This is a genomic window from Pirellulales bacterium, from assembly GCA_035656635.1.
GTDB lineage: Bacteria > Planctomycetota > Planctomycetia > Pirellulales > JADZDJ01 > DATJYL01.
This window is the reverse complement of the sequence record DASRSD010000077.1, coordinates 1-25,009: the sequence shown is the minus strand read 5'-3', so window position 1 is coordinate 25,009 and position 25,009 is coordinate 1. Positions and strand designations below refer to the sequence as shown.

The following is a 25,009-nucleotide window of genomic DNA, read 5'->3' as shown; positions in this document are numbered from 1 at the left end:
TTGAACCGTGTGTCTGCTTCGCCTGTTTGAATTACAATGAAAGTATCGAGTGGAAACCGCTTCATGTTGCTGGTGCGTGATGTAACCGCCGTTTGCACGGAGGCTGGCCGTTGTTTTGGAGATTTCCGTGCAAAAGCTTGCTTCTGGGCGATGGGTCTGCCTATCGCCATTTGTGGTCCTCTCGATTGCCATGCTGGTAGCGACCGGTGTCGCCTCGCCGGTCGCTGCGCAATTCGATCAAACGCCTACCGCTAGCTCCGCGCAAGGCAGCAACGCACCGAAGACCGATCAATCCCAAACGACGAAAATTCAATTTGGCGTTCGAGTCAGGGCCGTGGGCGGAGCGTGCCGGGGAATGGTAGCGACCATTCCGGTGCCGCTCGATTGGCCCGAGCAAAAAGTATCGATCGACAGTGAAGATATTTCCAGCACTGTACACGAATTGAACTACCGCACTTTGCAAGGCGGTGCCAAGCAAATGATTGTTACCATTCCCATCTTAAACGCCGGCGAAGAGGCCCACGCGTTGGTGACGTTCGAGATCACGCGCTCCTCGGTTCTGCCGCCGGACGACCCTTCCATTTACAAGGAATGCCCCAAGGACAAGCTACCCAAAGACGTTCTGCAATTCTTGCAACCCAGTCCGTTTATCGAAAGCACGCATCCGAAAATTACCGCCCTAGCGAAAGAAACAACCGAAGGCAAAGCCGATTGGGAAAAAGTGGAAGCTCTATACGATGATACTCGCGAAAAAATCAAATACAAAAATGGCCCGCTTAAAGGGGCCCTCAAGGGCCTGCTCGACGGCACGGGGGATTGCGAAGAATTAACCTCGCTGTTTGTCGCGTTGTGCCGGGCCAGCAACATTCCGGCCCGTACCGTCTGGGTGCCGGGACACTGCTATCCGGAATTTTATTTGGTGGACGAGGCGGGCAAAGGATATTGGTTTCCCTGCCAGGCCGCGGGAGCCCGCGCTTTCGGAGGCATTCCGGAACATCGGGCAATTTTGCAAAAGGGAGATAATTTCCACGACCCCGACCGGCCCGACAAAAAGCTGCGTTACGTGAGCCAATTTCTCAAAGGCTCTTCGGTCACGCCACGCGCATCCGGCGGCGCCGCCGCGCCGGCAGGTCAGCCGCAAGTGCAATTTGTCGGCGGCGAATCAACTTAAGCAATGCAACGATGGCACACCGCCATCCTCACCCACAGAATTGCTAGCATCGAACGGTCCGCTATTGGCCCGACCGTCTCAATTTGCTAGAAATGCAAACCCTTTGCGGTTGAACGGGCTTGAGTGATAGCAATGGTCATGGGCCCTGTTCCGCGCGCGCACTTCGCGCACGAAGCGCGGAGTTCCAACCAACTTCCGCCGATTTACCCTGCCACGGATGGCTTTGGAATGAACAATTTTTACCGCACGCTGCGGTTGGTGTTCCGCTATAAGTGGACGCTGGCGGCCTCCACATTCACCGCCATTATGGTGGCGCTGTTGTGGGGCCTAAACATTTCCGGCGTTTTTCCGGTGTTGGCGGTCATCAGCAGCCACGAATCGCTGCAAGATTGGCTGCGCGACGACATCGCGCAAACACAGACCAAAATCGACGGTTTGACTGCAAAAACCGAGCAGCTCCAGACCGAGGTGAAAGAGAAACAAGCGGAACTCAAAGAAAAAAAAGACGCCCAGGCCTCGGCCGCCCCCGCCGATCAGCAGCCTTCCGCCGATCAAAACCATTTGCTTGTCGAGCTGCATCGCCTGCAATCGGAACTGACAACCGGCCGAAACGGCCTCAGGGCCGAGCAATCGCACCTGAAACACTGCCTGCTTTTCCAGCCCTACGTGGAGAAGTATTTGCCCGGCGATGCCTATCAAGCTTTGTTCGTCATCATGATGGTCATTTCGGCCGGCTACATTCTTAAAAACATTTTTCTCGTACTCGATTCGGTTCTGGTCGATCGGCTCTCGAACTTAGTTACGCTCGATTTGCGTAAAAAATTCTACCGCCGCACGTTGCGGATGGATTTAGGCAGCTTCAGCGATGCCCGGGTCAGCGAATTAATGACGCGCTTCACCAACGACATCGCCGCTGTCAATAGCGGTATTCAAACCGTCATCGGCAAGGCGGTGCGCGAGCCGTTAAAAATGCTGGCTTGCTTGATTTTCGCCGCCCTCATCTGCTGGCGGCTGCTGGTCATTTCGCTATTAATCGCTCCGCTGGCGGGCTACCTAATCCGCCGCCTGTCCAAAACTCTGAAGCGCGCCAACCGCAAAGCCTTGGAAGAAACTTCCACGCTGTACAACATTCTCAGCGAAACGTTTGGCGGCATTAAGGTGGTGAAAGCCTTCACCATGGAACGCCACGAACGTCTGCGGTTTCATCAAAACAGCAAAGCGTTTTACCGCAAGTCAATGAAAATTGCGTGGCTCGATGCGCTGATTCATCCCGTGACCGAACTGGCCGGCATCACGATGATTTGCCTTACCATTTTGGCGGGCACGTATCTTATCATTAAGAACGAAACTTACCTGTTGGGCATTAAAATTTGCGATCGGCCGCTGGAATTCACCGATTTAGCATTGTTTTACGCCATGTTGGCCGGTTCGATCGACCCAGCCCGACGGCTCTCCGACGTGTTCAACAGCATCCAACGGGCCTTTGCCGCCTCCGATCGCGTATATCAGCTGTTCGATCGTGAACCCAGCGTGTGCAATCCTGCCAAGCCGCGCACGCTGGCGCGCCATCATCGGCATATTGTTTTCGACGAGGTCTGCTTCAGTTACCTGGCCGATCAGCCGGTGCTCCGCAATCTTAGCCTGCGCATTCCTTACGGCGAAACGCTGGCGATTGTCGGCGCCAACGGTTCTGGAAAAACCACGTTGGCCAATTTAATTGCGCGATTTTATGACCCTAACAGCGGTTCGATCCACATTGACGATGTCGATTTGCGGGAAGTCCGCCTGCGCGATTTGCGCAGTCAAATTGGTTTGGTTACGCAAGAGCCGCTGCTATTTGACGATACGGTGTTCAATAACATTCGCTATGGCTCGCCGCTGGCGACCAAGCAACAGGTGATCGATGCGGCCCGTAAAGCTTATGCGCATCGGTTTATCGAAGAACTGCTGGAAAAGGGCTATGACACCAACGTAGGGCAATTGGGCGGCCGGCTATCCGGAGGGCAGCGGCAGCGCATTTCATTGGCGCGGGCCATCTTGCGCGATCCGCCAATCCTCATTCTCGACGAGGCGACTAGTCAAATCGATTTGGAAAGCGAGCAGTTAATTCACAAGGTGCTGGAGCAATTTGCGCGTGGCAGAACCTCCATCATCATTACGCACCGCTTGCAAACGCTCGACTTGGCCGACCGTGTGCTCGTGCTGGACAACGGTCGCGTGGCCGATTTAGGGACGCACGACGAGCTTGTCAGCCGCTGCGATCTTTACCGCCGGCTATATCAAATTCATCTTCGCGAATCGGCTTGAGTGTTCATGGCTGGTATCATAGTTTGAGAAGCACTTCGCTCAAGTGCCAATCGACATGAACCAATCTGCCACATTGCCGGCGTGCCGGCGCTGCCTTGTTGCGATGTTGCTCAAGCCTAGGTTCCCCTTGGCAGTGATCGCGGTGTCGATGGTCCTGGTATTGCCGGCCCTGCATGTCGGCTGGGCGCTGGACGATTATTACCAGCGATGGCTTTTGCTGGGTTCGCCAAAGTACCCTGAGTTTGGCCACCCACCGCTCGATATGTTCGATTTTTCCGATGGCAACCCACAGCGGGTAGAGCGCGGCAAAGAAATTGGATTTCTTCCCTGGTGGTCATCCCCCAATCTTCGAGCCGCGTTTTGGAAGCCCCTTACCGCATTTACGCACTTGGTCGATTACACGCTGTGGCCGAATTCGCCGTGGACCATGCATTTGCACAGCATCGTGTGGTTTTGCCTATTTTTGGGGAGTGTGGCGCTGCTTTATCGCCAAACTTTAGGTCGAACAATAGCCGCTGCATTGGCCACATTGCTGTTTACCATAGACGGAGCGCATGCCATTCCGGCTGCTTGGCTCGCCAACCGAAATGCAGTGCTGGCGGCGTTTTTTGGAGTGTTAACCGTTAGTACTCACCTGGGCTGGCGGCGCGATGGACGAAAGTGGTGCGCCGCCATGACCCCCATTTTGCTGGCCGCCAGTTTGCTCTCCGCCGAGGCCGGCCTGGGCACGTGTGCATACGTGTTTGCTTATGAAGTAACGCTCAGCCGAGATCGGTGGCGCCGCAAATTTGGCTGCTTACTGCCGTATGCAATGGTCGTCGTCGTTTGGCGCATTGCTTGGAGTTGGCAACACTACGGCGTGGTGGAAACAGGGCTATTTTATTTGGATCCGTTGACCGATCCGCTTGGTTTCATCGGCAGCGCTCTGATGCGCATTCCCATTTTACTGCTCGGGCAATGGGCGTTGCCGCCGGCCGAAATCAACTTGTTCCTTAGTTCACATGGCATTGCTGGTCTGGCTTTGGCTGGATTCGTCGTTCTATCGCTCTTGACGATGGCATTGCTTTCGTTGCTGCGGACCAGCGCTGTAGCACGATTTTGGGCGGTGGGGATGTTGTTGTCCACGCTGCCCATCGCCGCGGCGGTGCCCATGAACCGCCACTTGTTGTTGACTGGGATCGGGGCCATGGGATTGCTGGGACAATACTTGGCCGCTGCGATGCGGGCCCGGTTTTGGCATGTCACCCTCGCGAAAAAAATCTTTCACGCTGTGCTGATTAGTGTGATGTCGCTGATTCATTTGGTTCTGGCTCCGCTGGTATTGGTGGTCATGGCCGCCTTTCCTTTGGGTCCGCCACAATTCCTGGGCAACATGCACGTGATTCCAGGCGTCGAGGCGGATGAAGAAAATCGAAATTTGTTGATTGTCAATCATCCGCTGCCAATGCAAGTGCAGGATTTGCTCTCGCAGCGAATTGTCGATGGCGATCCACTGCCTCGCAGCACCGTCGTTTTGGCTCCTGCCAGCACACCCCTTAGTATTTCGCGGCCCGACGCCGACTCGCTCTTGGTGCATGCCGAAGAAGGATATTTTACGGATCCCTTGTCCCTGCTCGGTTCCAGCGTGGAGCACCCCCTGCCTCAAAGCAGCACGGTTGCTCTGCCGGCCGTGGACATTACGGTGCGGCAGGTTTCGGCCGACGGGCGGCCGGTCGATGTCTTGTACCGGTTTAAGGCGCCGCTGGAAGACCGATCGCTGCACTGGGTCTGCTGGCAAGCGGGCCGTTTTATCCCGTTTATACCGCCGAAGATCGGCGAAACCTGTCTCCTGCCGGCTGCCCGCCAAAAGCTACCCTAACGAGATCGGCCCTATCCCCTGTAACTTGACCGTAGCTCTGCCCGGCGGATAAATTTATTAGTAGCAGGGTTTGCTGCCGGGCGTGCGGAGGACGCTTGGAAAGACGCCTGCAATGGGATTTCTTTTGAATTGGGCCAGTGGCCAATGTCGCAACGTGCAAGCTGCGGCAGGCTAACGGGAAGGGATTTCGATGCCGCCTCTTCTGATCGATGTTCGCAGCGCTGAGGATACGCGCGATTGCATCCACCGCGCCGTGCAGGCGTTGGCCGAAGGAAAACTCGTGGCCTTTCCCACAGAAACCGTCTATGCTCTGGCCACCAGTGCCTTGAACGCCAGCGCTATCGCCAACATGCTAAAAACCAAGCGCCGCTCCCCCGGACAACCACCGCTAACCTTGGGCATTAAAAGCGCCGACGAGGCGCTCGATTATGTCCCTCAAATGACCCCCTTAGGCCAACGCTTGGCCCGCCGTTGTTGGCCGGGGCCGGTCACCATTGTTTGCGCCAACCATCATCCCGAAAGTTTGCTGAACCGATTGCCGGAGGAGGTTCGCAAAGCCGTCACTCCGACGGGAACCGTGGGATTGCGTGTGCCAGGGCATCCCATTTTGCTGGACGCCTTGAAGTTAATTGTCGGCCCCGTGGCGCTGACAAGCGCCAATCGCGCCGGGCAACCCGATCCACTGACTGCACAACAAGTGGTCGCTGGCCTGGGGGACGATGTGGCCCTTGTGCTCGACGATGGACGCACACGCTTCGGACAGTCGTCGTCCGTCATCAAAATTGGCGAGTGCGGTTTTGAAGTCATCCGCGGCGGAGTGGTTTCGGAACAAACGCTTTCGCGGTTGGCCTGTCTGAGCATTGTGTTTGTGTGCACTGGCAATACCTGTCGCAGCCCAATGGCCGAAGCGCTGTGCCGCAGTATGCTGGCCGCTCGGCTGCATTGTACGCCGGACGAATTGCAAGACCGCGGCGTAACGATTTCGTCGGCTGGCATTTCGGCCAGCATGGGCGGGCGGCCCAGCCCGGAAGCCGTGGCGGTTTTGTCCGAAATTGGCGTCGATTTGTCGCATCACGAAAGCCAGCCCTTGGCCGAGCAATTGGTGCGGCATGCCGATATTATTTGGACCATGACCCGGGCCCATCGGCAGGCCATTTTGTCGCAATGGCCCGCAGCCGGCGGCCGGGTGCATTTGCTCAGTATGGATGGGCAAGATATTCCCGATCCCATCGGCGGCCCCGAACAGCAATACCGGCGTAGTGCGGAACTAATTAAGGCCGAGCTGGAATCGCGGCTAAAAGATTTGGAGTTGTAAATGAAAATTGCCGTTGGCTGCGATCATCGCGGCTTCGAGGTCAAAACAAAACTGATCGAACTGGTGTCCAAACTCGGGCATGAAGTGACCGATGTCGGCGCATTCAACGCCGATAGCTGCGATTACCCTGATTTGGCCGCCGCCGTCGGCCGAAAAGTAAGCGCAGGCGAGGTGGACCGCGGCATTCTGCTGTGTGGCAGCGGCATCGGCATGTGCATTGCCGCCAACAAGATTCCGGGCGTGCGTGCAGCCCCCTGTTATGACGACCTGACGGCCGAAATGAGCCGCCGCCATAACGACCTGAACGTGCTGTGCCTCTCCGCCGACATGCTGGGGGAACGGCTCATCGATCGCTTGGTGGAGGTTTGGCTAAACACGCCGTTTGAGGGGGGGAGGCATAGCCGTCGGCTGGAAAAGATCGCCGCTTTAGAGCATGGCGATTGACTGGAGCTCTCCCCAGTGCCGCGATTTTCGGCAACACCTCTCAAAAAACCCATTCGGCCGCTGCCACGTTCTGGCCCCAAAAAGCCCAATCATTGCATGGCATTGCTTGCCAGGTCGGCTACCATCTGGTTATCTTGAAGCATTGATTGCCAGGTTCCGGGCTGGCGATCGCTTCCATCTTTTCTTCGAGGGCGCTTGTTATGAGTTCTGCTCCGCAACCGTCGGTTCCGCAATCGTCGTTTTCATTCGCCCGTGTCGTGACGCTGTTGGTGTTGGCCGTGGTGGTTATTGGCGTGGTGTATGTTGTGAAATCCAGAGAGTGGGAACAACCGTCGCGCCAGAAAGAATCGACCATGCTGGCGCAAATGGGCTTTGGCACCGCCACTCCCATGACGCTTGATCCGCAATATACCGATGCCGACGGCGACCTGGTGGCTGACCCGCCGAAAGATCCAGCGCAGCAAATCGATCCCGATAAAATTGTATTTTCATTCATTGGCTCGGATGCGGCGGATGAAGAGCGCGTCAACTGGAAGGAATTTGCTGATTTTCTCTCCAAGAAAATCGGCAAGCCGGTCGAAGTGGTCGCCTTTAAAAATCGCGAAGACGAAATGCAGGCCATGCGAGACGGAAAGCTCCAAGTGGCCGGCTTCAATACCGGCAACGTTCAATTGGCGGTAAACACTTGCGGCTTTGTGCCCGTTTGCGCACCAGGACGCGAAGATGGCAGCATTGTCAATTACACTTCGCAAATTATTGTACCCGCGGGAAGTTCGCTGCATTCCCTGCAAGACTTGAAAGGGCAAACAATTACGTTTACCGACCGCACCTCCAATGCCGGATATAAAGCGGCGCTCATCTTGTTGAAAGATCGCGACCTGCTGCCTCAGCGCGATTACAATTGCCGGTTTTCTATGTCTTATCAAAGATCGATCGATGGCGTCTCCGCTGGGCAGTACCAGGCGGCGGCGGTCGCTAGCGATATGTTGCAGCGGGCCGTGGCCGGCGGCGCGGCCGATCTTGCAAAATTGCAAGTCATCGACCAATCCAAGGGATTTCCGCCGGCGACGCTGGGATATGTGTATAACTTAAAGCCTGAACTGGCTGAAAAAATTCGCGCAGCCATGCTGGAGTTTTCTTGGTCCGGCACAGGTATCGAAAAACAATTCGCCGGAACTCTAGCCACCAAATTCGTGCCTGTTTCTTATAAGAACGATTTTGAATGGGCCCGGATTGTGGCGGACGCGGTCCGCGATCCGCCAGACGTCGCGATTGAAAAAAATACGGTTTCCCAATCGCCGTAGTTACTGCTGCCGCAAACGACCTACGCGGACTGAACGGCGAAAACGCTCCGGCCTGTTGCGCTGTTCGTTTATCTCCAGCGCGCCGCCAACTTCTCGACAATCAGCCGGCCGATGTTCAGCGAGGCGGTGGCCGCCGGCGATGGCGCATTGCATACATTCACCACGCGCTGGGTATCCAAAATTAAAAAATCGTCCAACATGGCGCCGTCGGGAGCCACCGCCTGGGCACGCACTCCGCTGGGCGCCGCCTCTAAATATTCCATTTGAATTGCCGGCACCAATCGCTGCAGCGCCCGCACAAACGCACGCTTGCTGAAGCTCCGCCACATCTCGCCCAAGCCGGTTCGCCAGTATTTCGCCGCCATTTTCAAAAACCCAGAATACGTGAGCGTTTCGGCCAAGTCGCGCAGCGAGATATCTCGTTTGCGGTAACCTTCTCGGGCAAAGGCCAACACGGCGTTCGGCCCACACTCTACGCCGCCCTGAATCATCCGCGTGAAATGCACTCCCAAAAACGGAAAATTTGGATCAGGCACCGGATAAATTAAATTGCGGCAAAGAAAGTGCGCTGCCGGCTTCAACTCAAAATATTCGCCCCGAAAGGGAATGATTTTTGGATCGACCTGTTGCCCGCTGAGTTTGGCCACACGGTCAGATTGCAATCCTGCGCACGTCACGACCCAGGCGGCTGGAAAATCACCGGCGGTGCTTTCCACAGTCACGCCGTCATGGGTGGTGTGCATGGCCTTCACCCGGGCACCGCACACAATTTGGCCACCCGCTTCGTGGATTCGCTCCGCCAACCGTTGACACACCGCCGAGTAATCCACAATGCCCGCTTCCGGCACGTGAATGGCTTTGATGCCGGCGGTATGCGGCTCCAATTCTGTCAATTGCGCGCGACCGATCATTTCGCACAGCACGCCGTTGGCTTGGCCGCGCTCAAAAATTCGATTGAGCGCCGGCAATTCACTCTCGTCGAGCGCCACAATCACCTTGCCGCAAATCTCAAAGGGGATTCCCTCCGCGGTGCAAAATTGCTCCATCGCGGCTTTGCCCGCGCGGCAATTAAGTGCCCGCAACGTGCCCGGCCGATAATAAATTCCCGAGTGCAGTACGCCCGAATTGTGTCCCGTTTGGTGCTGTGCCAATTCAAGCTCTTTCTCCAGCACCGTAACCCGGCGATTAGGAAATTCGCGGGTCAAATGATACGCCGTCGCCAACCCCACAATGCCGCCGCCCACAATCAGTACGTCGGAGGTCTGCATTGAATTCAAATTCGATGGAGAGGGGGACAGAGACGAAATTTGCAACTGGCCAAGGGCACTTTTCCGCTCCCCGCCAAAGGCCAAATTCACCTGTCAAAAAACGCCCGTTTCGACCACTTCTGCCTGCTACATTTGGGAGTTTAACGATTAAGCAAGCCCTACGGCTGCAGTCTCGCGGTCGTGCCGAATGTGCAAAGACGATATCAAATAAAAATTGTTGGATTCTCTTCCATTCTAGTTGCAGTATCGCAAAGCGTAATTAAATTCGAGATTTAGGGCCAGGGCACTGCCCCGCGCTGGATCTGGATACAAACGGTATTCCTAGCCTGCTCGGGAGTAGTTCCGAACACCTGTCCGGCTCGGGCCGCAGTTTGAAACTGAAAATGCCCGGCGGAAACCGCGTTCCGGGTTCGTGTTCCATCACCTTGTTGAAAGCACTTCGCCGTATGTCGTCGGTTCATCAGCCTAATTCGGATGAAGTGGACCATTTGTTGCGCAACGCTCAATTACGCGACGAGCTGGAGCCTTATCTCGACGAAGCGGTGCTGAGTTTAAACCAAGAGCAAGTTCCCACGCCGGTCGAAAACGAATTTCTGGCCTCAATGCTGGCTTGGGAAAAAGCGCCGATCCTCCCGATCTGTCAATGGTTCACTCCCGAGCTTGCTCCGCCGGCGCCCGATAAACTTGACGACGATCAATTGCACACGTCCCTGTACGAAGTCATCCACAAGTTGTTTGCCAAACGTGTCGTACTCGATTTCACCGATCATCTCACCGACCGCGAGCTGTATTGCCTCATTTGGCGAAACATCCTCCCGTCGCCCGAAAAGAAAATCGACAACTCCTCCACCTATCTTCACTGGGATTGTTCTGACGCCAGCGGCGATGCCCAACTATGGCTGCGCTACTACGCAACGCCTGAAGAGCGCGAGCAATGGGCCGAAGATTTCGGCAACGATTTGCCGCCGCACGAGGAGCCGCCTTATCGCCGCGATTTGCCGCGTGCGGCTTTCTAACGCGCTGGCCAGAATTTAAGTTTCTATGGGCTGCTGCGCAGCGCTCTTTCGGTCCGCGGCAATAAGCACAACAACCAGGCAACTCCTGCGGCGCCCGCAGCCGCTGCAATTCCAAACGCCCATTGCGGCCGCCCCTGGCGCAACAAAAAGCCCACGTACAAGCTGGAAACCATATCGCCGACTGCGTTGGCGCAAGCCAGAATGCCCAATCCCAGGCTGCGCATTTCGCGCGGCAGCAAATCGGCCACGACCGCCTTTTCCAACGTTTCCTCAACAGCGATGTATGTGCCGGAAAGGACGAAAACCAATGACAACCAGGCCATCGAGCCGTTTTCCATGGCCAACAGTGCATTCGTCGCCACGCCTAATGTGTAACCTCCAACCAGCAGCGGCAGTTTGGCCCGACGATCGCCCAAATGCCCGACCGGATAAGCGACCACGGCACTGACGGCATTGTGCATGGCATACAGCAACATCGGCAGCGCCGCGAAATGCAGGATCGTCGCGCCAGTTAAAGCGGCACTTGCTGTTGTTGTCGAGCCTCGCGCCGCGGCGCCAGTGTTCATTGCCATTGCCGCCAGCCACACTAGAAAGGTGCGCGAAAAATCGCCGATGCCAAACAACAGCACTCCCACTAGAATCAACAAATATAATCTTGGAAATTTTTGCCACTGAATTCTTTTGCTGTCGGCGATGTCCGCCTGCTCTGCCAATTTTTTTTCGGTCTGCGCGCTGGTTTCATCCCGCTCCTTGGCCACAAAATAAATCGATGCTGCCGCCAAAATGCCTGGCACCAGGCCCCATTTGATAATGATCGACGGATCAACGTGCCACCAAACCATGGCCGCGGCTAACAGCGGCCCCACCGTGGCGCCCAGCATGTCGCCGGCGCGCTCCAAACCATACGCTCGGCCATAATGCGTTTGTTCCACGGCATCCGCCAGCAAAAAATCTCGCAGCGGAGAGCGATAGCCACGGCCCGCCCAAGCCACCGTGCGCAGCGTAATCATGGCCGTGAGTGTTTTGGTAAATCCAATGGCGGTGGTGCACACCGTGGTAATTAGGTACCCCAACGCCGTCCATGGCTTCTTGTGGCGCACATAATGCCCCAGCAGGCCTCCGCCCAGCTTAGAAATGCTCACGAGAAAATCAGCCAGTCCCTCGATCAGTCCCAACGCCAGCGGACCGAGGCCCACCGATTTGATGAAGTCCGGCAGCACGGCGGTGGCCATTTCGTGGCTCACGTCGGAAAAAAACGTGGCCACGACAATGCCCCACACCGTGCGATTCAGCCACTGGCGGGTTGCAGGTTTTTGGAACATCGGCTATAGAGGTTGCTCCGTTTTGGCGTTGATTGTATCTTGAGGGAATCCCAGTGCCATCCATGAAAAAAAACGATATCCTGTGTACTTCCTGGTTCGATTATCCGCAGTGGTTTGAAATCGGCTTCGAGAATGAAACCAAAAAGGAAGCCGATTTTTTCGAGAAAGCCTTCGATCGCTGGTGCAAATTTCCAGTGCGAAAATTGCTGGAGCCGGCTTGCGGCAGCGGCCGAATTGTCGTCGAAATGGCCCGCCGTGGATACGACGTGACCGGGTTCGACTTAAGCCAACCCTCGCTGGATTTGCTGCGCCAAAAGCTGAAACGTCGCAAGCTCAAAGCCCACGTGCTCAAAGCCGACATGACGAATTTTCGCTTTCCCAAGCGATTCGATGCCGCCTGCTGCACGTTCAACAGCTTTCGGATTTTGACCACGGAAACCGCCGCGCGCAGCCATTTGCAAAGCGTGGGGGCAGCCCTGCGGCCGGGCGGATTGTTCTTTCTTGGCCTGCATTTGGCCCCGCCCGATGCCGAACCGCTGGGCATGGAACGCTGGGTCGGACAACGTGGACGCACACATGTCACCTCTACCCTGAGAGTCATTGCCTCGGACGAAAAGCGCCGGGTGGAGCGGCTACGCATTAACTTGCTGGTTCGCCAATATGGCCGCAACGGAAATGGCCAGGACCACCCGCACACCAACGGAAAATCAAACGGCGGGAAAAAGAATCGCACTATAAACGGCACGCCGGCCACCATAACACGGCTGCGCGATGAGTTCGATTACCGGTTATACACCGCCGCGCAAATTCGGCGGTTATTTAAGAGCGTGCGCCAGTTGGAACTGGTCGAAGTCTTCGACTTCTGGTACGACATGAGCGAACCGCAAAAGCTCGATAACGAGCTGTGCGACGCGCTGTTTGTCCTGCGGCGACGGTAGAAGCAGCACGGTCCAACAGCTTCACTCAAACCGCCTTAAGCATATTCACGCTTGTTCAGGCCAGGCATCGGCACCGGATATTTTCCATCTTTGTCGGCCACCAGAGGCGATGCGGAATCGAGCGTGAGCTTATCGACATTCGGCGCAAATTCATGATCGCAGTGCAGCATGTCGTCGTACGTAATCAACTTTCCGGTATGGCACGCCATCCGACCCATCGCGGTTACCAAGCTGGCTTCCACCCCGCGCTGCACTTCATTGTACGGATAATCGTGCCGAATGGCATCGATTAAATCTTGCCATTCCAGTTGGTACGGATTTTTTTCCGGTTGTGGGTACGCCCACACCAAGTCGTCCTTGGTGTTGATGTGCTGGCTTTTATAAAGCCGGCATTTGGCCGGCGTGTGGGCCGAAGTGGAAATCACTCCGCTCCCCTTCGTGCCATGAATATAGCTGGCAAATTCATCGTAGCAGCCAGCGATGTTGCGCCCTTCCAGCATGAACTTGGCTCCGTCGGGGAACGTGTATTCCACGGTGTAGCTGTCAAAATTCTGATCCACGTTATCGCCCCGGAAGTGCCGGCCACCGTAACCCTTGGCCTGCACTGGCCAGGCGTCTTTCATCCAGCAGCATTCATCGATGTTGTGAATTAAAAAATCGCTGAACGAACCTCCGCTGGCCCACAGGAAGCTGTGGAAGCGCTGGATCTGCCACATCAGCTCGCTTATTTTTTCCGGTTTGGGACCGGAAAAGCACGACCCTGTCGGCCCCGACATCCGATAGGCCCGCAACAACAGCAGATCGCCAATTTCGTCGTTGGCAATGCGATCGTACAGTTCGCGACGGGCCCGGCAGTGGCGACACATCAAGCCGACGGCCACTTTCAAACCCTTTTGCCGCGATTGTTCGCCCAGTGCAAACATTTTTCGCGCCGCCGGACCATCCACCGCCAACGGTTTTTCTTGAAACACGTTCAGGTTCTTCTCAATGGCGTAGGTAAAATGGACCCACCGAAATGCCGGCGGCGTGGCGAAAATGGCAATGTCGCCGGGCCGCAAGCAATCCATTGCCTTTTGATATGCATCGAAACCAATAAATTTGTGATCGTCCGGCACGTCGATTTGGTCGGTATGCTTTTCCTTCAGCGTTTTGTAACTTTCATTCAGCCGGTCATGAAACACGTCGGCCATGGCCACTAGCTTGATGGGCACGTGCCGCACGGAAAGTGCATCGCCCACGGCGCCGGTGCCGCGCCCGCCGCAACCCACCAGCGCCAAGCGAATGGTGTTATCCTCGCCGGCATGAACCTGTGGAACCGCCGCGGCGGTCAAGGCCGTGCCGGCGGCGAGCAAGCCAGTGCTTTTCAAAAACTCACGACGAGAGGTGGAGGCGGGACAAATTTGATCCATGACGTGTCTCGATGAAATAGTATGGCGACCAATCACGTTATTATGCGCTCATTCAATAACTGGTGCGATAGTTAACCTCCGGGGTGAGATACCGTTTTGTCGATTTGTCCGGGAAATTTTTTTCCCTGACAAAACCTGGCCATTATGCGTCCGCTTCGCGCCCTGGGGATCGAGAACTACCGGCGAGTCGGATCGCCACAGCAGACAAAAATCGGCACGTTTTGGTTGATCGGTGGGCATTGGTGGTGAGTAGTTTCGCGGTTGCGTGTTAAGGTTGGGTGTCAGTATGGCGGCCGAACGGTTGATTTCCACCCCGCGACCGTTGGGCTAACGGGCAAGCAATTTCCGGCCGGTCGCCAGCGGGATTAATTGATAGTGTACATAAGATCACTAACGTGCGACAAGCTTACCACAAACACTGGCCCAATTTCAAGAGTCGCGGTACTAATGCATCAAAATGGAGCTAGCCAGGGTGGTGTCTTACCAGCGGGGTGCTGAAACTCAATTGGATGTAGGAGCGTTTTGTTTGGCGATGGGTATGCGTCTAGGGAAAAGCAAAAGCACGACTGTCACCAGTGAAAAAACGAACGTGGCATCATCCGCCCACTTATCCGCCCGCATCCATCCCATCCATCCTGTCTGAAAAATGTCCCCAGGCGCACCGACTGCCAAAAAAATGGCGATCATGCCGATGGAAATGCGTGCCCACTTCGCACCTTGGAATAAAAAAATGCTCGCGACGACGCCAAATAGGCAAAGCAGACTGAGCCAAGCATGAATGCCGTCGTATGCCGGGGCGCATTTCTCCAGAAATTCCCAGAGCCAATAACACGGCAGGGCAATGAACACCGCGAGCCACAGTATGGCGAGTGTGCGTTGTATTTTCATAAACGTGAAGTCGCCTAATAGAATATTAAACAACGCACGCTCGCAGGCTAAACTGTGATCGTTTCATCCCCGCATTGTAGCGTATGGGCGTCGCCATCAGATCGAATTCAACGAACAGTTAAATGGCCCACACAAAAACAATGACACCGAGCGTCAATTGAATTTGCGTGCGGGTCGTGGCTTAATTTAGATCAGAGATAATGTAGTGACGGCTGTCCTCAGCCGTTTTCCTCGAATATAAAGCATGGTGGCTGAGGACAGCCACCGCTACATTTTTCAAATTAAGCCACGACCTGCGTATGGACGGCATTTGCCTTGTACCCTTTCAGTCGGTCAATTTGCTTATCGTTCATGGATTGGCTCACCCAGTGGGCCCGGGTTAGGAGACATACTAATCGCTGTGGCTAGCCACACACCACCACCTAGTTAATCACACACAACCAGCATAGCGGTGCTATGTGACTAGCGGGGTGTCGAAAGTGGATCAGCCGGACCAATTGGCACGGGAATTGAGCAATCGGCGACGGCAAAAAATCTGGCCAGAATTGGGCCAGTCGTTTGTTACAATGCTGGCCAACGGTAGGAAGACCCGCGCCCATGTTGGACGTAGGCAAACCGCCGCTGTCGCAGGCCGTTGCTTAATATCCGACTAGCTGAAAAAATCTCGGCACGTGTACGACACCTTAGTATGTAAGGAGTTACCCTAATTCGAGGATAAATTTCATGCGCGCTCTTATTGACATAGGTGAGCGCAACTGCCTAGTATGACGATACTTACAGAGTAACGTATTTTTGTTAGGCTGGGGGGTTATTGCCTCTGACTGAAAGTTTGACCACTAACGCTGCACGCGTGAACACCGGTCGGCAGGATGCTTCCGTGCGAGCGATTCACGGGGCTATTGTCGGCTGTGCTATTCGGTGACAGCCATAGCTTCGCGCAGGACTGAATGCAATTAGATTTCGCTATGTTGGCATTGAATGCCGATCATACGGCAAACGGCAAACTACACATATTTGGCGGTGGATTCGACATACTATCAGTTCCGGAAGTTCCCGCACAAGTTCCACCATTTAATTTGGTTGCCAGATTTATCTGCGAGCCAGATGAACTGAAGGCCGAACATCGATTGAATTTAGCTATTACAAAACCCGACGGCGTTAGAACGTCAATCACCACAGATCAGCTATTGCAGTTTTCCGAAAATAAACTTGATGTCACACAGCCGACTACAGGCATGGCAATCCTTACATTGGTTGTTCAATTTAAGTCATTCGGAAAATATGCCTTTGACATTGGGGTTGATAACCAGATTCTCAAAACTATACCGCTTAATGTCACACAATTAGTACAAAATTAACACATGCCAGTTACGACCACAATTATGGCGAATGTTTTACTAATCACTGTGCCGCTTACCCCAGGTGCCGCTGATAGATTAGCGAAACCCGTGTGGAATACTCCGACGAAGGATATCGTTTGGTGCGACCCCGATATTGAGGTTCAGGAATGGGCGCGATTAGAGAGAGAAGCCTTCTCAGTTGAAGAACTACAGGAAATCGCGGCATATCTTCTATCGTCTGGTCAAGCCTCAGCATGACATACTGTGAGCGCACCTTCCAATCTGCGCACGGGCTGTATTATCCGAGCTGATGTTAATGATCCGCAGGGAAGGCCAGCAGGTCCTCACTTCTGCGTCATACTGAATAAACAAGCTCAGATTGACGCCGGTGTCGATCTAATGGTTGCTGTTTGTACTACTACATTTCATATCCCACTCGACTCTGGGTGGTTTGATATGCCAAGTAAACCTGGAGCGCCGGGTGGACATGAAGTAACTGGATTCACTGAAGCGACAGTCGTTAAAGCAACTTGGATTCAGCAAGTTCCCCAGAGTCGCGATATTCTCACAGACCGGCGATCACCGCGACAGCAATTCAATCAGGTCAATAATTGGCTTGCAGATAAGCAGCGAGTCATGCGAACCATTCCGGCCTCTCCGTAGTCATGTACTTTCCGACCTCCCACCCTCTCCGCTTTAGCCTCTTTTGCGAGCGGATTTTAACAGTACGTCCCTTGCCCAATTGCGGGCGTTAGACGCTTCCAATAGGCGTTTTTCGTCCAGGGTCAGCTTTACTGAGAATACCTGGTTCCGCCGCTCTGCGAGGGGTTTTGGGGGCCGTCCTGCGCCATCCCGCCGGCCACCGTGTTGTGGTTGTTTTTCCATGCCCAGATTATTTGATAAAAGTTTCCAAAAATCAAGCCCGATCTATTCCATAATCTCTTGATTATGGAATACTTAAATCAAGTGAGAAACAAAAACCCCTGCAATTGCTGAAACAACGATAGGGGCAAGACAATCCAGAACCCCGGCGGTGGCATCGGGCGTCGCGACGCATAAGTGGACAGTTCGGGAACTGTTAGAAAAAGTAGCACCCCAATAATCACACACAACCAGCATAGCGCTGCTAACAATTCTCTAACAATCGGCAGGTACATTGACGGTGCGACCAATCGCGTTTTGGCCGCATCGAAACCATCTTATTTCGAGCCTGCTGATGAAATTCCGCTTCTGGCTGGCGATCATTCTATCGATCTGCGCAGCGATTTGGTCGAGAAGCGCGGGCTGTGCAGAAGAAAACTCGATGCTGGTTTCCGCAGGCGTCACGCAAGCCGCTCAGGCAAACGAAACAGCTCAGCCAAGCGAAACAACTTCCACCGGGCAAGTCGGAAAAACAACGAACACCGTGTCAGCCGAAACGCCAACGGGCGCGGCGCAAGTCAGAAAAACAACGGACGCGGTGCAAATTGATCCGCGCCTGCCCGTTTACCAGCAGCAATCGACTGAAGTTTCCGGCTACATTAAAGCCATTGGCTCTGACTCGATGATCAACCTCATGTTGCTGTGGTCGGACGGCTTCAGGAACTTTTATCCCGACGTGAAAGCGGAGATCGAAGGCAAAGGCTCGTCTACTGCCCCGCCAGCGTTGATTAATGGCATGGCCAACTTCGGACCCATGAGTCGAGATTGGAAAGCTTCGGAGATCGATGATTTCGAAAATAAATTTGGCTACAAGCCAACGACGCTGGTTACCAGCATCGACATGTTGGCCGTGTATGTGAACAAAGATTGTCCCCTGGAAAGTTTATCGCTGGAGCAACTGGACGCCATTTTTTCGTCGACCCGCAAAGGAGGCTACGAAAAAGAGATATTGCGTTGGGGCGATTTGGGATTGAAAGGCGATTGGACTGGAAAACCCATCAGCCTGTATGGCCGCAACTCCGCCAGCGGCACCTACCAGTACTTTAAGGATCACGCTCTATTCGGCGGCGATTTCAAACCCAGTGTGGCGGAGCAGCCTGGCAGTTCCGCGGTAGTCAATAGCATTTCCAACGATCGTTATGGCATCGGCTACAGCGGGATTGGTTACAAAACGCCGAATGTGAAAGCGCTCGCGCTGGACAGTGGCAACGGTTTAGTGCCTGCCCTGCCGGAAAACGCATACAACGGCAAGTATCCCATGACGCGTCCTTTGTGGCTGAGTATCAACTACAATTCAGCCAACGCGCTGGATCCACTGCGGCATGAATTCATTCTGTATTTATTTAGCCGCCAAGGGCAGCGCGATGTGATTAAAGATGGCAACCTGCCGATTACTGCTGCAATGGCCAAGAAGCAGTTGGCGAAAGTCGGCTTGGAATGAAACCGTGCCGCAGGCAGCGAATCAAAAATGACAAGCAGCAAGTATGCCAAATAAGCCTGCATTCACCGGCCGCCGACGCAAACGAACCACTCACTGGAACGTGAGGCTGAGTAATTCGTTGGCCCACGTGGTGATTGCCGTCGGCGGCATCGGAACGATTGTGGCGGTTTCGCTGGTGTGCCTGTTTTTGGTGTGGGTGGTGGTCCCGCTGTTTTTGCCTGTTCAGGTTGGTCCAGAGAAAGCAGTGAGCCCGGGAATGAAATCCGGGGCACATGAAACAGGAATTGAGAATCAGGAAAATGGTGAGAAAAAAATCGTGGCGCTGGGGATCGACGATTACCGCTTGACGGCATGGGAAATTGCTCAGAATGGCGCCATTTGCGTGTTTCGGATCGACAATGGCCAAATCCTCCAACAGCTTACGGCCGAGCAAACTTCTTTGACAGGCATTTCTGCGGTGTCGGTGGCCATCGACGGCCAATCGGCCGCGTTCGGTTTTGCCGACGGACATGTGCAGCTGAGCGATATCCGATTTAATTACCAAATGGTCCCATCGGATCAACTTCCCCCTGCGGCACAAAAATTATTGCCAGGCGAAGTTGTGAAGTTGGACGACGGATCACTGGTTGCTCGAACTGAACAAGGCGACTTTCGAAGGCAGAAATTTGAACTGAAGCTGCAGCCGCCGCTGGCGGCTGCAAATGCTGCAATCTCGCGGCTGGACTATGTAACCGTCGGCTCAGATACACACATCTGTACGCTCTCGGCGGATGGCAAATTGCGGACGAATTTGCTGGCTGTGACCCACAGCGATATTACTGATAAAGATCAAAGCGAGTTCATTGGTGCGGATTTACCGCTGCCCAAAACTGTGTCTACTCCGCCCGATTACGTACTCGTTTCCGATCGTGGCGAGGGTGTATTTATCGCCTGGAACAGTGGTCGGCTATTACGGTTTTCGACTCGCAATCCACGCGCGCCGCGATTAGAAGAAGAAGTGCATTTGGTGTCGGAGTCGGGGCACTCACTAACCGCGTTGTCGTGGCTCTTGGGCCGAAGCTCTCTGGTGGCCGGAGATACCTTGGGCCGCATCCGGGTATGGTTTACGAAGGAAATTGGCGAAGCTGATCGGCTTTCAGATGACGTAATCCCGCCAGATCATCGTGTGCTTGTTGCAGCCCATGAGTTTGCTGCCGAAGGGCACGCGGTCACATCGATTGCGGCCTCGCCACGCTCACGGCTAATAGCAGCCGGATTTGCTGACGGCCAGGTGAAGCTGCTGTATACGGCTGCCGAGCGTACATTAGCGGAACTGAAATGCCCTCATGTGGGGCCCGTTAAATCGTTGGCCATTTCCCCCAAGGGAAATTGCCTACTGGCGTGTACTGCCGCGGGTATCACCCGGTGGAATTTTGACGCCCAGCATCCGGAAGCGACTTTGGGAATGTTGTTTTTACCAGTATGGTACGAAGGCCACCCACAACCAGAACTCGCCTGGGAAAGTACAGGAAGCGATGCTTCGGAAGCTAAATTCGGCTTAATGCCGTTGGTATTCGGCACGCTTAAAGCCACGGTTTATACCATGCTGTTCGGCGCGCCGCTGGCATTATTGGCGGCCATTTATTCCAGTGAGTTTTTACAACCGAGGATGAAATCTCGGATTAAGCCGACCATCGAAATGATGGCTAGCTTGCCAAGTGTGGTGCTTGGCTTTCTGGCCGGTCTAGTCGTGGCGCCATTTATCGAATCAGTCGTTTCGCAAGCCCTGACATGTGTTTTCACGGTTCCCCTGTCTTTTTTGTTAGGCGCATACGTTTGGCAACTGCTTCCGAGCGATGTGGTCGTGCGATTATCGCGATTCCGTTTGCTTTTTATCTTTCTAATGATGCCCCTGGGCATTTTTGCAGGCATTCGGTTAGGACCGCTTGTGGAACAATGGTTGTTTGCGGGGGACATTAAAGAATGGCTGGATGGCCAGCGCGGCAGTGGAGCTGGCGGTTGGGTATTGCTTTTGCTGCCACTGACCGCGCTGTTTACCGCGGTACTGATAGCGCAAAAAATAAACCCCTGGCTCCGCCGTCGGGCGGCCCATTGGTCGCGAATCCAGGCGGGTTTTGCCGAACTGCTAAAGTTCATTGCCAGTGTGCTGTTCGCAATTACGCTTTCGTTCCTAGTTGCCTGGGCACTTGATGCGCTAAAACTCGATCCGCGCGGCACATTTGTCGGCACGTATGTGCAGCGGAACGCGCTGGTGGTTGGTTTTGCAATGGGTTTCGCTATCATCCCCTTGATTTACACAATCGCCGATGACGCGTTGTCGAGCGTGCCTGAACATTTGCGCTCGGCCTCTTTAGGCGCGGGAGCAACTCCATGGCAAACCGCCTTGCGAATCGTCATTCCGACGGCAGCCAGTGGATTGTTTTCGGCGTTAATGATTGGACTAGGCCGAGCGGTGGGGGAAACAATGATCGTGCTCATGGCCGCTGGTAATACCCCGCTGATGGATCTCAATATTTTCCAGGGCTTTGAAACTCTTTCGATGGCGCTGGCCACCGAGCTTCCCGAAGCAGCTAAAAATAGCACGCATTATCGAGTGTTGTTTTTGGCAGCGCTGACATTGTTTGCGGTGACATTTGTCGTGAATACGGTAGCTGAAATAGTTCGACAACGTTTCCGTCGGAGGGCATATGAGCTTTAAAGCCATTACCCTTCAACCGGCCGCCCACAACTTAACCAGTCAAATGAGCGACAAGGTTCAAGAAAACGCAATTCCCACGCACGTTGCTGGCAAGATACAGCGCGTCGCTGTGACGGGCTCAACTCCGACGGCTGGATTGAATGAAACCATGGCGGGTGGGCGACAGCAGCAAGCACGCACTTCCAAGCATCGCGTGTGGTCGGCCCACACAACGCTTTTAGCTCATGGGGCACCCTTTGTCTGGCTAACCGGCGGAGCATTGGCGACCGCTTTAGCAATGATCATTGGACTCTTGGTTCTTATCGCATATCAAGGCTTGCAAACATTCTGGCCGCTGCCATTGGTGCAATTTGAAGTCAGCGACAATATCAGCTTGGGCTCCGACATTTTATTAGGCGAAATCAGTCGCTGCGAGAGCTTCAAACCCGAACCGTCATTTCTCGATGATCTTCAGCAGCGCGCTCCTGTACTGTTCGCCAGAGCTCAGGCCGAGATGAATGCACATTCCGGCTTGCTCCGCCGACAATTGATTTGGACAGGACGCACCAGCGCTGTTGATTTCGCTGGCAGCCGTGCCGTGTGGGTGAACGAATTCTCCATTCAATCGAAATCGTACCCCGAGCAGGCCACCGTGGTGGAACGTTTTGACGGCGGCCGCAGCTACGGTACACTAACCGATTTGTTGGTCGACGGTAAATCCATCGCCAGCGGTGCTGATGAGGTGTGGCGCAAATATAATGCACTTCACGGCGATGTGGTCGGCCGCGGGCGGCAGATTACCGCGCTGGATCGATACGACCGAGGCGCTATTGACCGTCTGGAGCGAGCCACACGATTGGCATTGATCGGCGCACAACTAAATTTACAGGACCAGCGACGAGACCATCCAAATGATAGTGCTGCCATCGAGCATTCCTCGGCATCGGTTGCAGCCAAGCAAGCAGCCTATGACAATGTCGAAAGTCAAGCTGCATCTGACAAAGCCATAATCGCCCAAAAAATTAAAGTATTACAAGCCGAAAATAACCGCTATGTGATTCGGATTGTCACCGCAGACGACCAGGCTCTGGAACTGCCACTAGCTGCTATTGTGCGCGCTTACCCTGCCAACCGGCTATCGCTTTTCGGAAAATTGGGGATTTATGCCTCGCGCTGGTGGGAGTTTTTGAGTGCGGACCCGCGCGAGTCAAATACGGAAGGCGGTGTTTTTCCAGCGATCTGGGGTACTGTGGCCATGACGCTCATCATGTCGATGTTAGTGGTACCTTTCGGGGTGCTTGCGGCGTTATACCTTCGCGAGTATGCAAAGGCCGGCGCGATTGTGAACGCCATCCGAATATCGATTAATAACCTAGCAGGTGTGCCCAGCATCGTATTTGGCGTGTTCGGCCTAGGTTTGTTTTGCTATGTAATTGGTGCAACAATCGATCAAGTGTTCTTTCGGGCCGCTTTGTCCGAAGGCACACCGACTTATGGGACGGGCGGAATTATGTGGGCGTCACTGACGCTGGCTCTCCTCACATTACCCGTCGTAATTGTCGCAACCGAAGAAGCATTATCGGCAGTACCCAATTCAATGCGAGAAGGCTCCTACGCTTGCGGAGCCAGCAAGTGGCAAACCATCCGCCGCATTGTGCTTCCCCGTGCAATGCCTGGCATATTGACTGGTATGATTTTGGCGATGGCCCGTGGCGCCGGCGAAGTCGCTCCGCTGCTTCTTGTTGGCGTGAAGGATTTGTCGGCTTCGTTGCCCGTCGACGGCGTGTTTCCATTTGTGCATCCTGAGCGAAGCTTTATGCATTTGGCTTATCAAATCTACATCGTCGGCTTCAAAAGCCCCAACTCCGAACTCGCTAAACCAATGGTTTTTACAACTACTTTATTGTTGATTGGGATGGTCGCATTGCTTAGCATCAGTGCGGTATACTTACGTTCTAAGTTGCGAAAACGGTTTATGCTTACGCAATTTTGAGGCCATGCTATCCGCTTACAAGCGTCGTTCGAGGTTGCCATGTCGGCATTAAGTTCAAGTGCAGCATTGTCCGGTCCGAATCCGCTGGCAGGCAGGGAATCGGCGCATGAGCCGCCTACGATTGCGGAGGAATCGACGTTTCCACATCTACCGCGGTCGATTCCTTCATCATTAGCGGCAGGGCGGTTAGCAGCCATCGCGCAGGGCGCAACGGTTCCCACCGAAACACACCCAGCAGTGGCCAACGAAGAGCCCGTATTGGAAGTCAATGGCTTCAACCTATGGTACGGAGACAAGCACGCCTTGCACGGCATCAATATGGCCATCCCTCGCAATAAAGTAACGGCGCTGGTAGGGCCATCGGGCTGTGGCAAATCGACATTGTTGCGAAGTGTAAATCGGTTGAACGACTTACTTACACACGTTCGCATTGAAGGCGACATGCTGCTTAACGGCGATTCTATTTATCATACTGCAGTCGATGTGATCGAGCTTCGCAAACGGATGGGAATGGTTTTCCAAAAACCGAATCCGTTCCCAATGAGCATTTACGAGAACGTGGTGTATTCACTTCGGATTGATGGCGAGCGCGATCGTGGTCTGTTGGACGAAGTGTGCGAGCGCAGCCTGCGTGGCGCTGCGCTCTGGGACGAAGTACACAAAGATCTGCACGAAAGCGCACTAAAGCTCTCCGGCGGACAACAGCAACGTCTTTGCATCGCCAGGGCCATCGCCGCCGAGCCTGAAGTGCTATTGCTCGATGAACCATGCTCTGCTTTGGATCCTATCGCCACTGGAAAAATTGAAGACCTGATTCAAGAATTACGCGGTTCCTATTCCGTGTTAATCGTAACACACAACATGCAACAGGCATCACGTACTAGCGACTTCACCGCCTTCATGTATCTTGGGCGTCTATTGGAATACGGCCCAACACGAGATATTTTCACAAAACCCATTCTAAAAGAAACCGAAGATTATGTGACTGGAAGATTCGGATAAAACAGTCATAAAATGGCAGTATGACGAAGCATATTCAGCGACAAACCGAAGTACTCAAGCAAAAAATCCTCTATGTCGGCACATTGGTGGAGGAGGCAATTGCCAAGGCGATTGCCGCGCTGATCAATCGTGATGCCGTCTTGGCTAAAAAAGTAATCGATGCGGACAACGATATAGACCGCATGGAAGTAGACGTAGAAGAAGAGTGCCTTAAGATCCTGGCGTTGTATCAGCCAGTTGCTACGGACTTAAGATTTGTTGTGGCAGTGCTAAAGATTAATAACGACCTAGAACGCATGGGTGACTTGGCACAGAACATAGCCAAGCGGGTCGTGTACCTTTCGAAGGCGGATCCCATGGATTTGCCCATCGATTTCCGCAGCATGGCAGCCAAA

18 protein-coding genes are annotated in these 25,009 nt (G+C 54.2%); 14 read left to right on the top strand and 4 right to left on the bottom strand.

Annotation, left to right across the window (positions count from 1 at the left end):
* Positions 1–127: 127 nt before the first annotated feature.
* The 6 genes from VFE46_07185 to phnD all read left to right on the top strand — a co-directional run bounded on the left by VFE46_07185 (position 128) and on the right by phnD (position 8,399).
* A complete protein-coding gene (locus VFE46_07185; GenBank protein ID HZZ27778.1) occupies positions 128–1,171 on the top strand; it encodes a transglutaminase family protein in 1,044 nt (347 codons plus the stop codon).
* A 138-nt stretch (positions 1,172–1,309) separates the two neighbouring features.
* Entirely contained in the window at positions 1,310–3,478 is a 2,169-nt protein-coding gene (locus tag VFE46_07180; GenBank protein HZZ27777.1) for an ABC transporter ATP-binding protein, read from the top strand.
* Positions 3,479–3,581: 103 nt separating this feature from the next.
* Entirely contained in the window at positions 3,582–5,336 is a 1,755-nt protein-coding gene (locus VFE46_07175) for a hypothetical protein (protein HZZ27776.1), read from the top strand.
* 190 nt (positions 5,337–5,526) lie between these two features.
* Positions 5,527–6,651, top strand: a complete 1,125-nt coding sequence (locus tag VFE46_07170; GenBank protein ID HZZ27775.1) for an L-threonylcarbamoyladenylate synthase — start codon at positions 5,527–5,529, stop codon at positions 6,649–6,651.
* On the top strand, positions 6,652–7,095 hold the full coding sequence (rpiB, locus tag VFE46_07165; protein HZZ27774.1) for a ribose 5-phosphate isomerase B: 444 nt from the start codon (positions 6,652–6,654) through the stop codon (positions 7,093–7,095).
* Positions 7,096–7,295: 200 nt separating this feature from the next.
* On the top strand, positions 7,296–8,399 hold the full coding sequence (phnD, locus tag VFE46_07160) for a phosphate/phosphite/phosphonate ABC transporter substrate-binding protein (GenBank protein ID HZZ27773.1): 1,104 nt from the start codon (positions 7,296–7,298) through the stop codon (positions 8,397–8,399).
* A 68-nt stretch (positions 8,400–8,467) separates the two neighbouring features.
* On the opposite strand, the gene lhgO is transcribed toward phnD, so the two are convergent.
* On the bottom strand, positions 8,468–9,667 hold the full coding sequence (gene lhgO / locus VFE46_07155; GenBank protein ID HZZ27772.1) for an L-2-hydroxyglutarate oxidase: 1,200 nt from the start codon (positions 9,665–9,667) through the stop codon (positions 8,468–8,470).
* Positions 9,668–10,113: 446 nt separating this feature from the next.
* Between lhgO and VFE46_07150 the strand changes: the two genes are divergently transcribed.
* A complete protein-coding gene (locus VFE46_07150; GenBank protein HZZ27771.1) occupies positions 10,114–10,683 on the top strand; it encodes a hypothetical protein in 570 nt (189 codons plus the stop codon).
* 23 nt (positions 10,684–10,706) lie between these two features.
* Here the strand turns inward: VFE46_07150 and VFE46_07145 are convergent, their stop codons facing one another.
* Positions 10,707–12,005 carry an MFS transporter gene (locus VFE46_07145; GenBank protein HZZ27770.1) on the bottom strand — a complete coding sequence of 433 codons (1,299 nt, stop codon included), beginning with the start codon at positions 12,003–12,005 and terminating at the stop codon, positions 10,707–10,709.
* 62 nt (positions 12,006–12,067) lie between these two features.
* On the opposite strand from VFE46_07145, the gene VFE46_07140 reads away from it, so the two are divergent.
* Entirely contained in the window at positions 12,068–12,943 is an 876-nt protein-coding gene (locus tag VFE46_07140; GenBank protein HZZ27769.1) for a class I SAM-dependent methyltransferase, read from the top strand.
* A gap of 35 nt (positions 12,944–12,978) precedes the next feature.
* Here the strand turns inward: VFE46_07140 and VFE46_07135 are convergent, their stop codons facing one another.
* The gene (locus VFE46_07135; protein HZZ27768.1) at positions 12,979–14,352 is read right to left on the bottom strand and encodes a Gfo/Idh/MocA family oxidoreductase; all 1,374 of its coding nucleotides are present in this window, start codon (positions 14,350–14,352) and stop codon (positions 12,979–12,981) included.
* A gap of 501 nt (positions 14,353–14,853) precedes the next feature.
* A complete protein-coding gene (locus VFE46_07130; GenBank protein ID HZZ27767.1) occupies positions 14,854–15,240 on the bottom strand; it encodes a hypothetical protein in 387 nt (128 codons plus the stop codon).
* 947 nt (positions 15,241–16,187) lie between these two features.
* On the opposite strand from VFE46_07130, the gene VFE46_07125 reads away from it, so the two are divergent.
* The 6 genes from VFE46_07125 to VFE46_07100 all read left to right on the top strand — a co-directional run.
* Positions 16,188–16,598 (top strand): hypothetical protein, encoded by a 411-nt coding sequence (locus VFE46_07125; GenBank protein ID HZZ27766.1) that lies wholly within the window; start codon positions 16,188–16,190, stop codon positions 16,596–16,598.
* A 1,198-nt stretch (positions 16,599–17,796) separates the two neighbouring features.
* Positions 17,797–18,942, top strand: a complete 1,146-nt coding sequence (locus VFE46_07120; protein HZZ27765.1) for a phosphate ABC transporter substrate-binding protein — start codon at positions 17,797–17,799, stop codon at positions 18,940–18,942.
* Between the two features lie 43 nt (positions 18,943–18,985).
* Entirely contained in the window at positions 18,986–21,640 is a 2,655-nt protein-coding gene (locus VFE46_07115; protein HZZ27764.1) for a hypothetical protein, read from the top strand.
* Positions 21,630–23,612 carry a phosphate ABC transporter permease PstA gene (pstA, locus tag VFE46_07110; protein ID HZZ27763.1) on the top strand — a complete coding sequence of 661 codons (1,983 nt, stop codon included), beginning with the start codon at positions 21,630–21,632 and terminating at the stop codon, positions 23,610–23,612. Before VFE46_07115 ends, pstA begins: the two co-directional genes overlap by 11 nt.
* 39 nt (positions 23,613–23,651) lie before the next feature.
* Positions 23,652–24,614 carry a phosphate ABC transporter ATP-binding protein PstB gene (pstB, locus tag VFE46_07105; protein ID HZZ27762.1) on the top strand — a complete coding sequence of 321 codons (963 nt, stop codon included), beginning with the start codon at positions 23,652–23,654 and terminating at the stop codon, positions 24,612–24,614.
* 20 nt (positions 24,615–24,634) lie between these two features.
* A partial coding sequence (locus VFE46_07100) for a PhoU domain-containing protein (GenBank protein ID HZZ27761.1) occupies positions 24,635–25,009 on the top strand: 375 nt, incomplete at its 3' end.

Bases quoted from the DNA above. Each gene is read 5' to 3' on its own strand.
- VFE46_07180 (HZZ27777.1), top strand. From the start codon at position 1,310: ATGGGCCCTGTTCCGCGCGCGCACTTCGCGCACGAAGCGCGGAGTTCC.
- VFE46_07175 (HZZ27776.1), top strand. From the start codon at position 3,582: ATGTTGCTCAAGCCTAGGTTCCCCTTGGCAGTGATCGCGGTGTCGATG.
- VFE46_07170 (HZZ27775.1), top strand. From the start codon at position 5,527: ATGCCGCCTCTTCTGATCGATGTTCGCAGCGCTGAGGATACGCGCGAT.
- rpiB (HZZ27774.1), top strand. From the start codon at position 6,652: ATGAAAATTGCCGTTGGCTGCGATCATCGCGGCTTCGAGGTCAAAACA.
- phnD (HZZ27773.1), top strand. From the start codon at position 7,296: ATGAGTTCTGCTCCGCAACCGTCGGTTCCGCAATCGTCGTTTTCATTC.
- lhgO (HZZ27772.1), bottom strand. From the start codon at position 9,667: ATGCAGACCTCCGACGTACTGATTGTGGGCGGCGGCATTGTGGGGTTG.
- VFE46_07150 (HZZ27771.1), top strand. From the start codon at position 10,114: ATGTCGTCGGTTCATCAGCCTAATTCGGATGAAGTGGACCATTTGTTG.
- VFE46_07145 (HZZ27770.1), bottom strand. From the start codon at position 12,005: ATGTTCCAAAAACCTGCAACCCGCCAGTGGCTGAATCGCACGGTGTGG.
- VFE46_07140 (HZZ27769.1), top strand. From the start codon at position 12,068: ATGAAAAAAAACGATATCCTGTGTACTTCCTGGTTCGATTATCCGCAG.
- VFE46_07135 (HZZ27768.1), bottom strand. From the start codon at position 14,352: ATGGATCAAATTTGTCCCGCCTCCACCTCTCGTCGTGAGTTTTTGAAA.
- VFE46_07130 (HZZ27767.1), bottom strand. From the start codon at position 15,240: ATGAAAATACAACGCACACTCGCCATACTGTGGCTCGCGGTGTTCATT.
- VFE46_07125 (HZZ27766.1), top strand. From the start codon at position 16,188: ATGCAATTAGATTTCGCTATGTTGGCATTGAATGCCGATCATACGGCA.
- VFE46_07120 (HZZ27765.1), top strand. From the start codon at position 17,797: ATGAAATTCCGCTTCTGGCTGGCGATCATTCTATCGATCTGCGCAGCG.
- VFE46_07115 (HZZ27764.1), top strand. From the start codon at position 18,986: ATGCCAAATAAGCCTGCATTCACCGGCCGCCGACGCAAACGAACCACT.
- pstA (HZZ27763.1), top strand. From the start codon at position 21,630: ATGAGCTTTAAAGCCATTACCCTTCAACCGGCCGCCCACAACTTAACC.
- pstB (HZZ27762.1), top strand. From the start codon at position 23,652: ATGTCGGCATTAAGTTCAAGTGCAGCATTGTCCGGTCCGAATCCGCTG.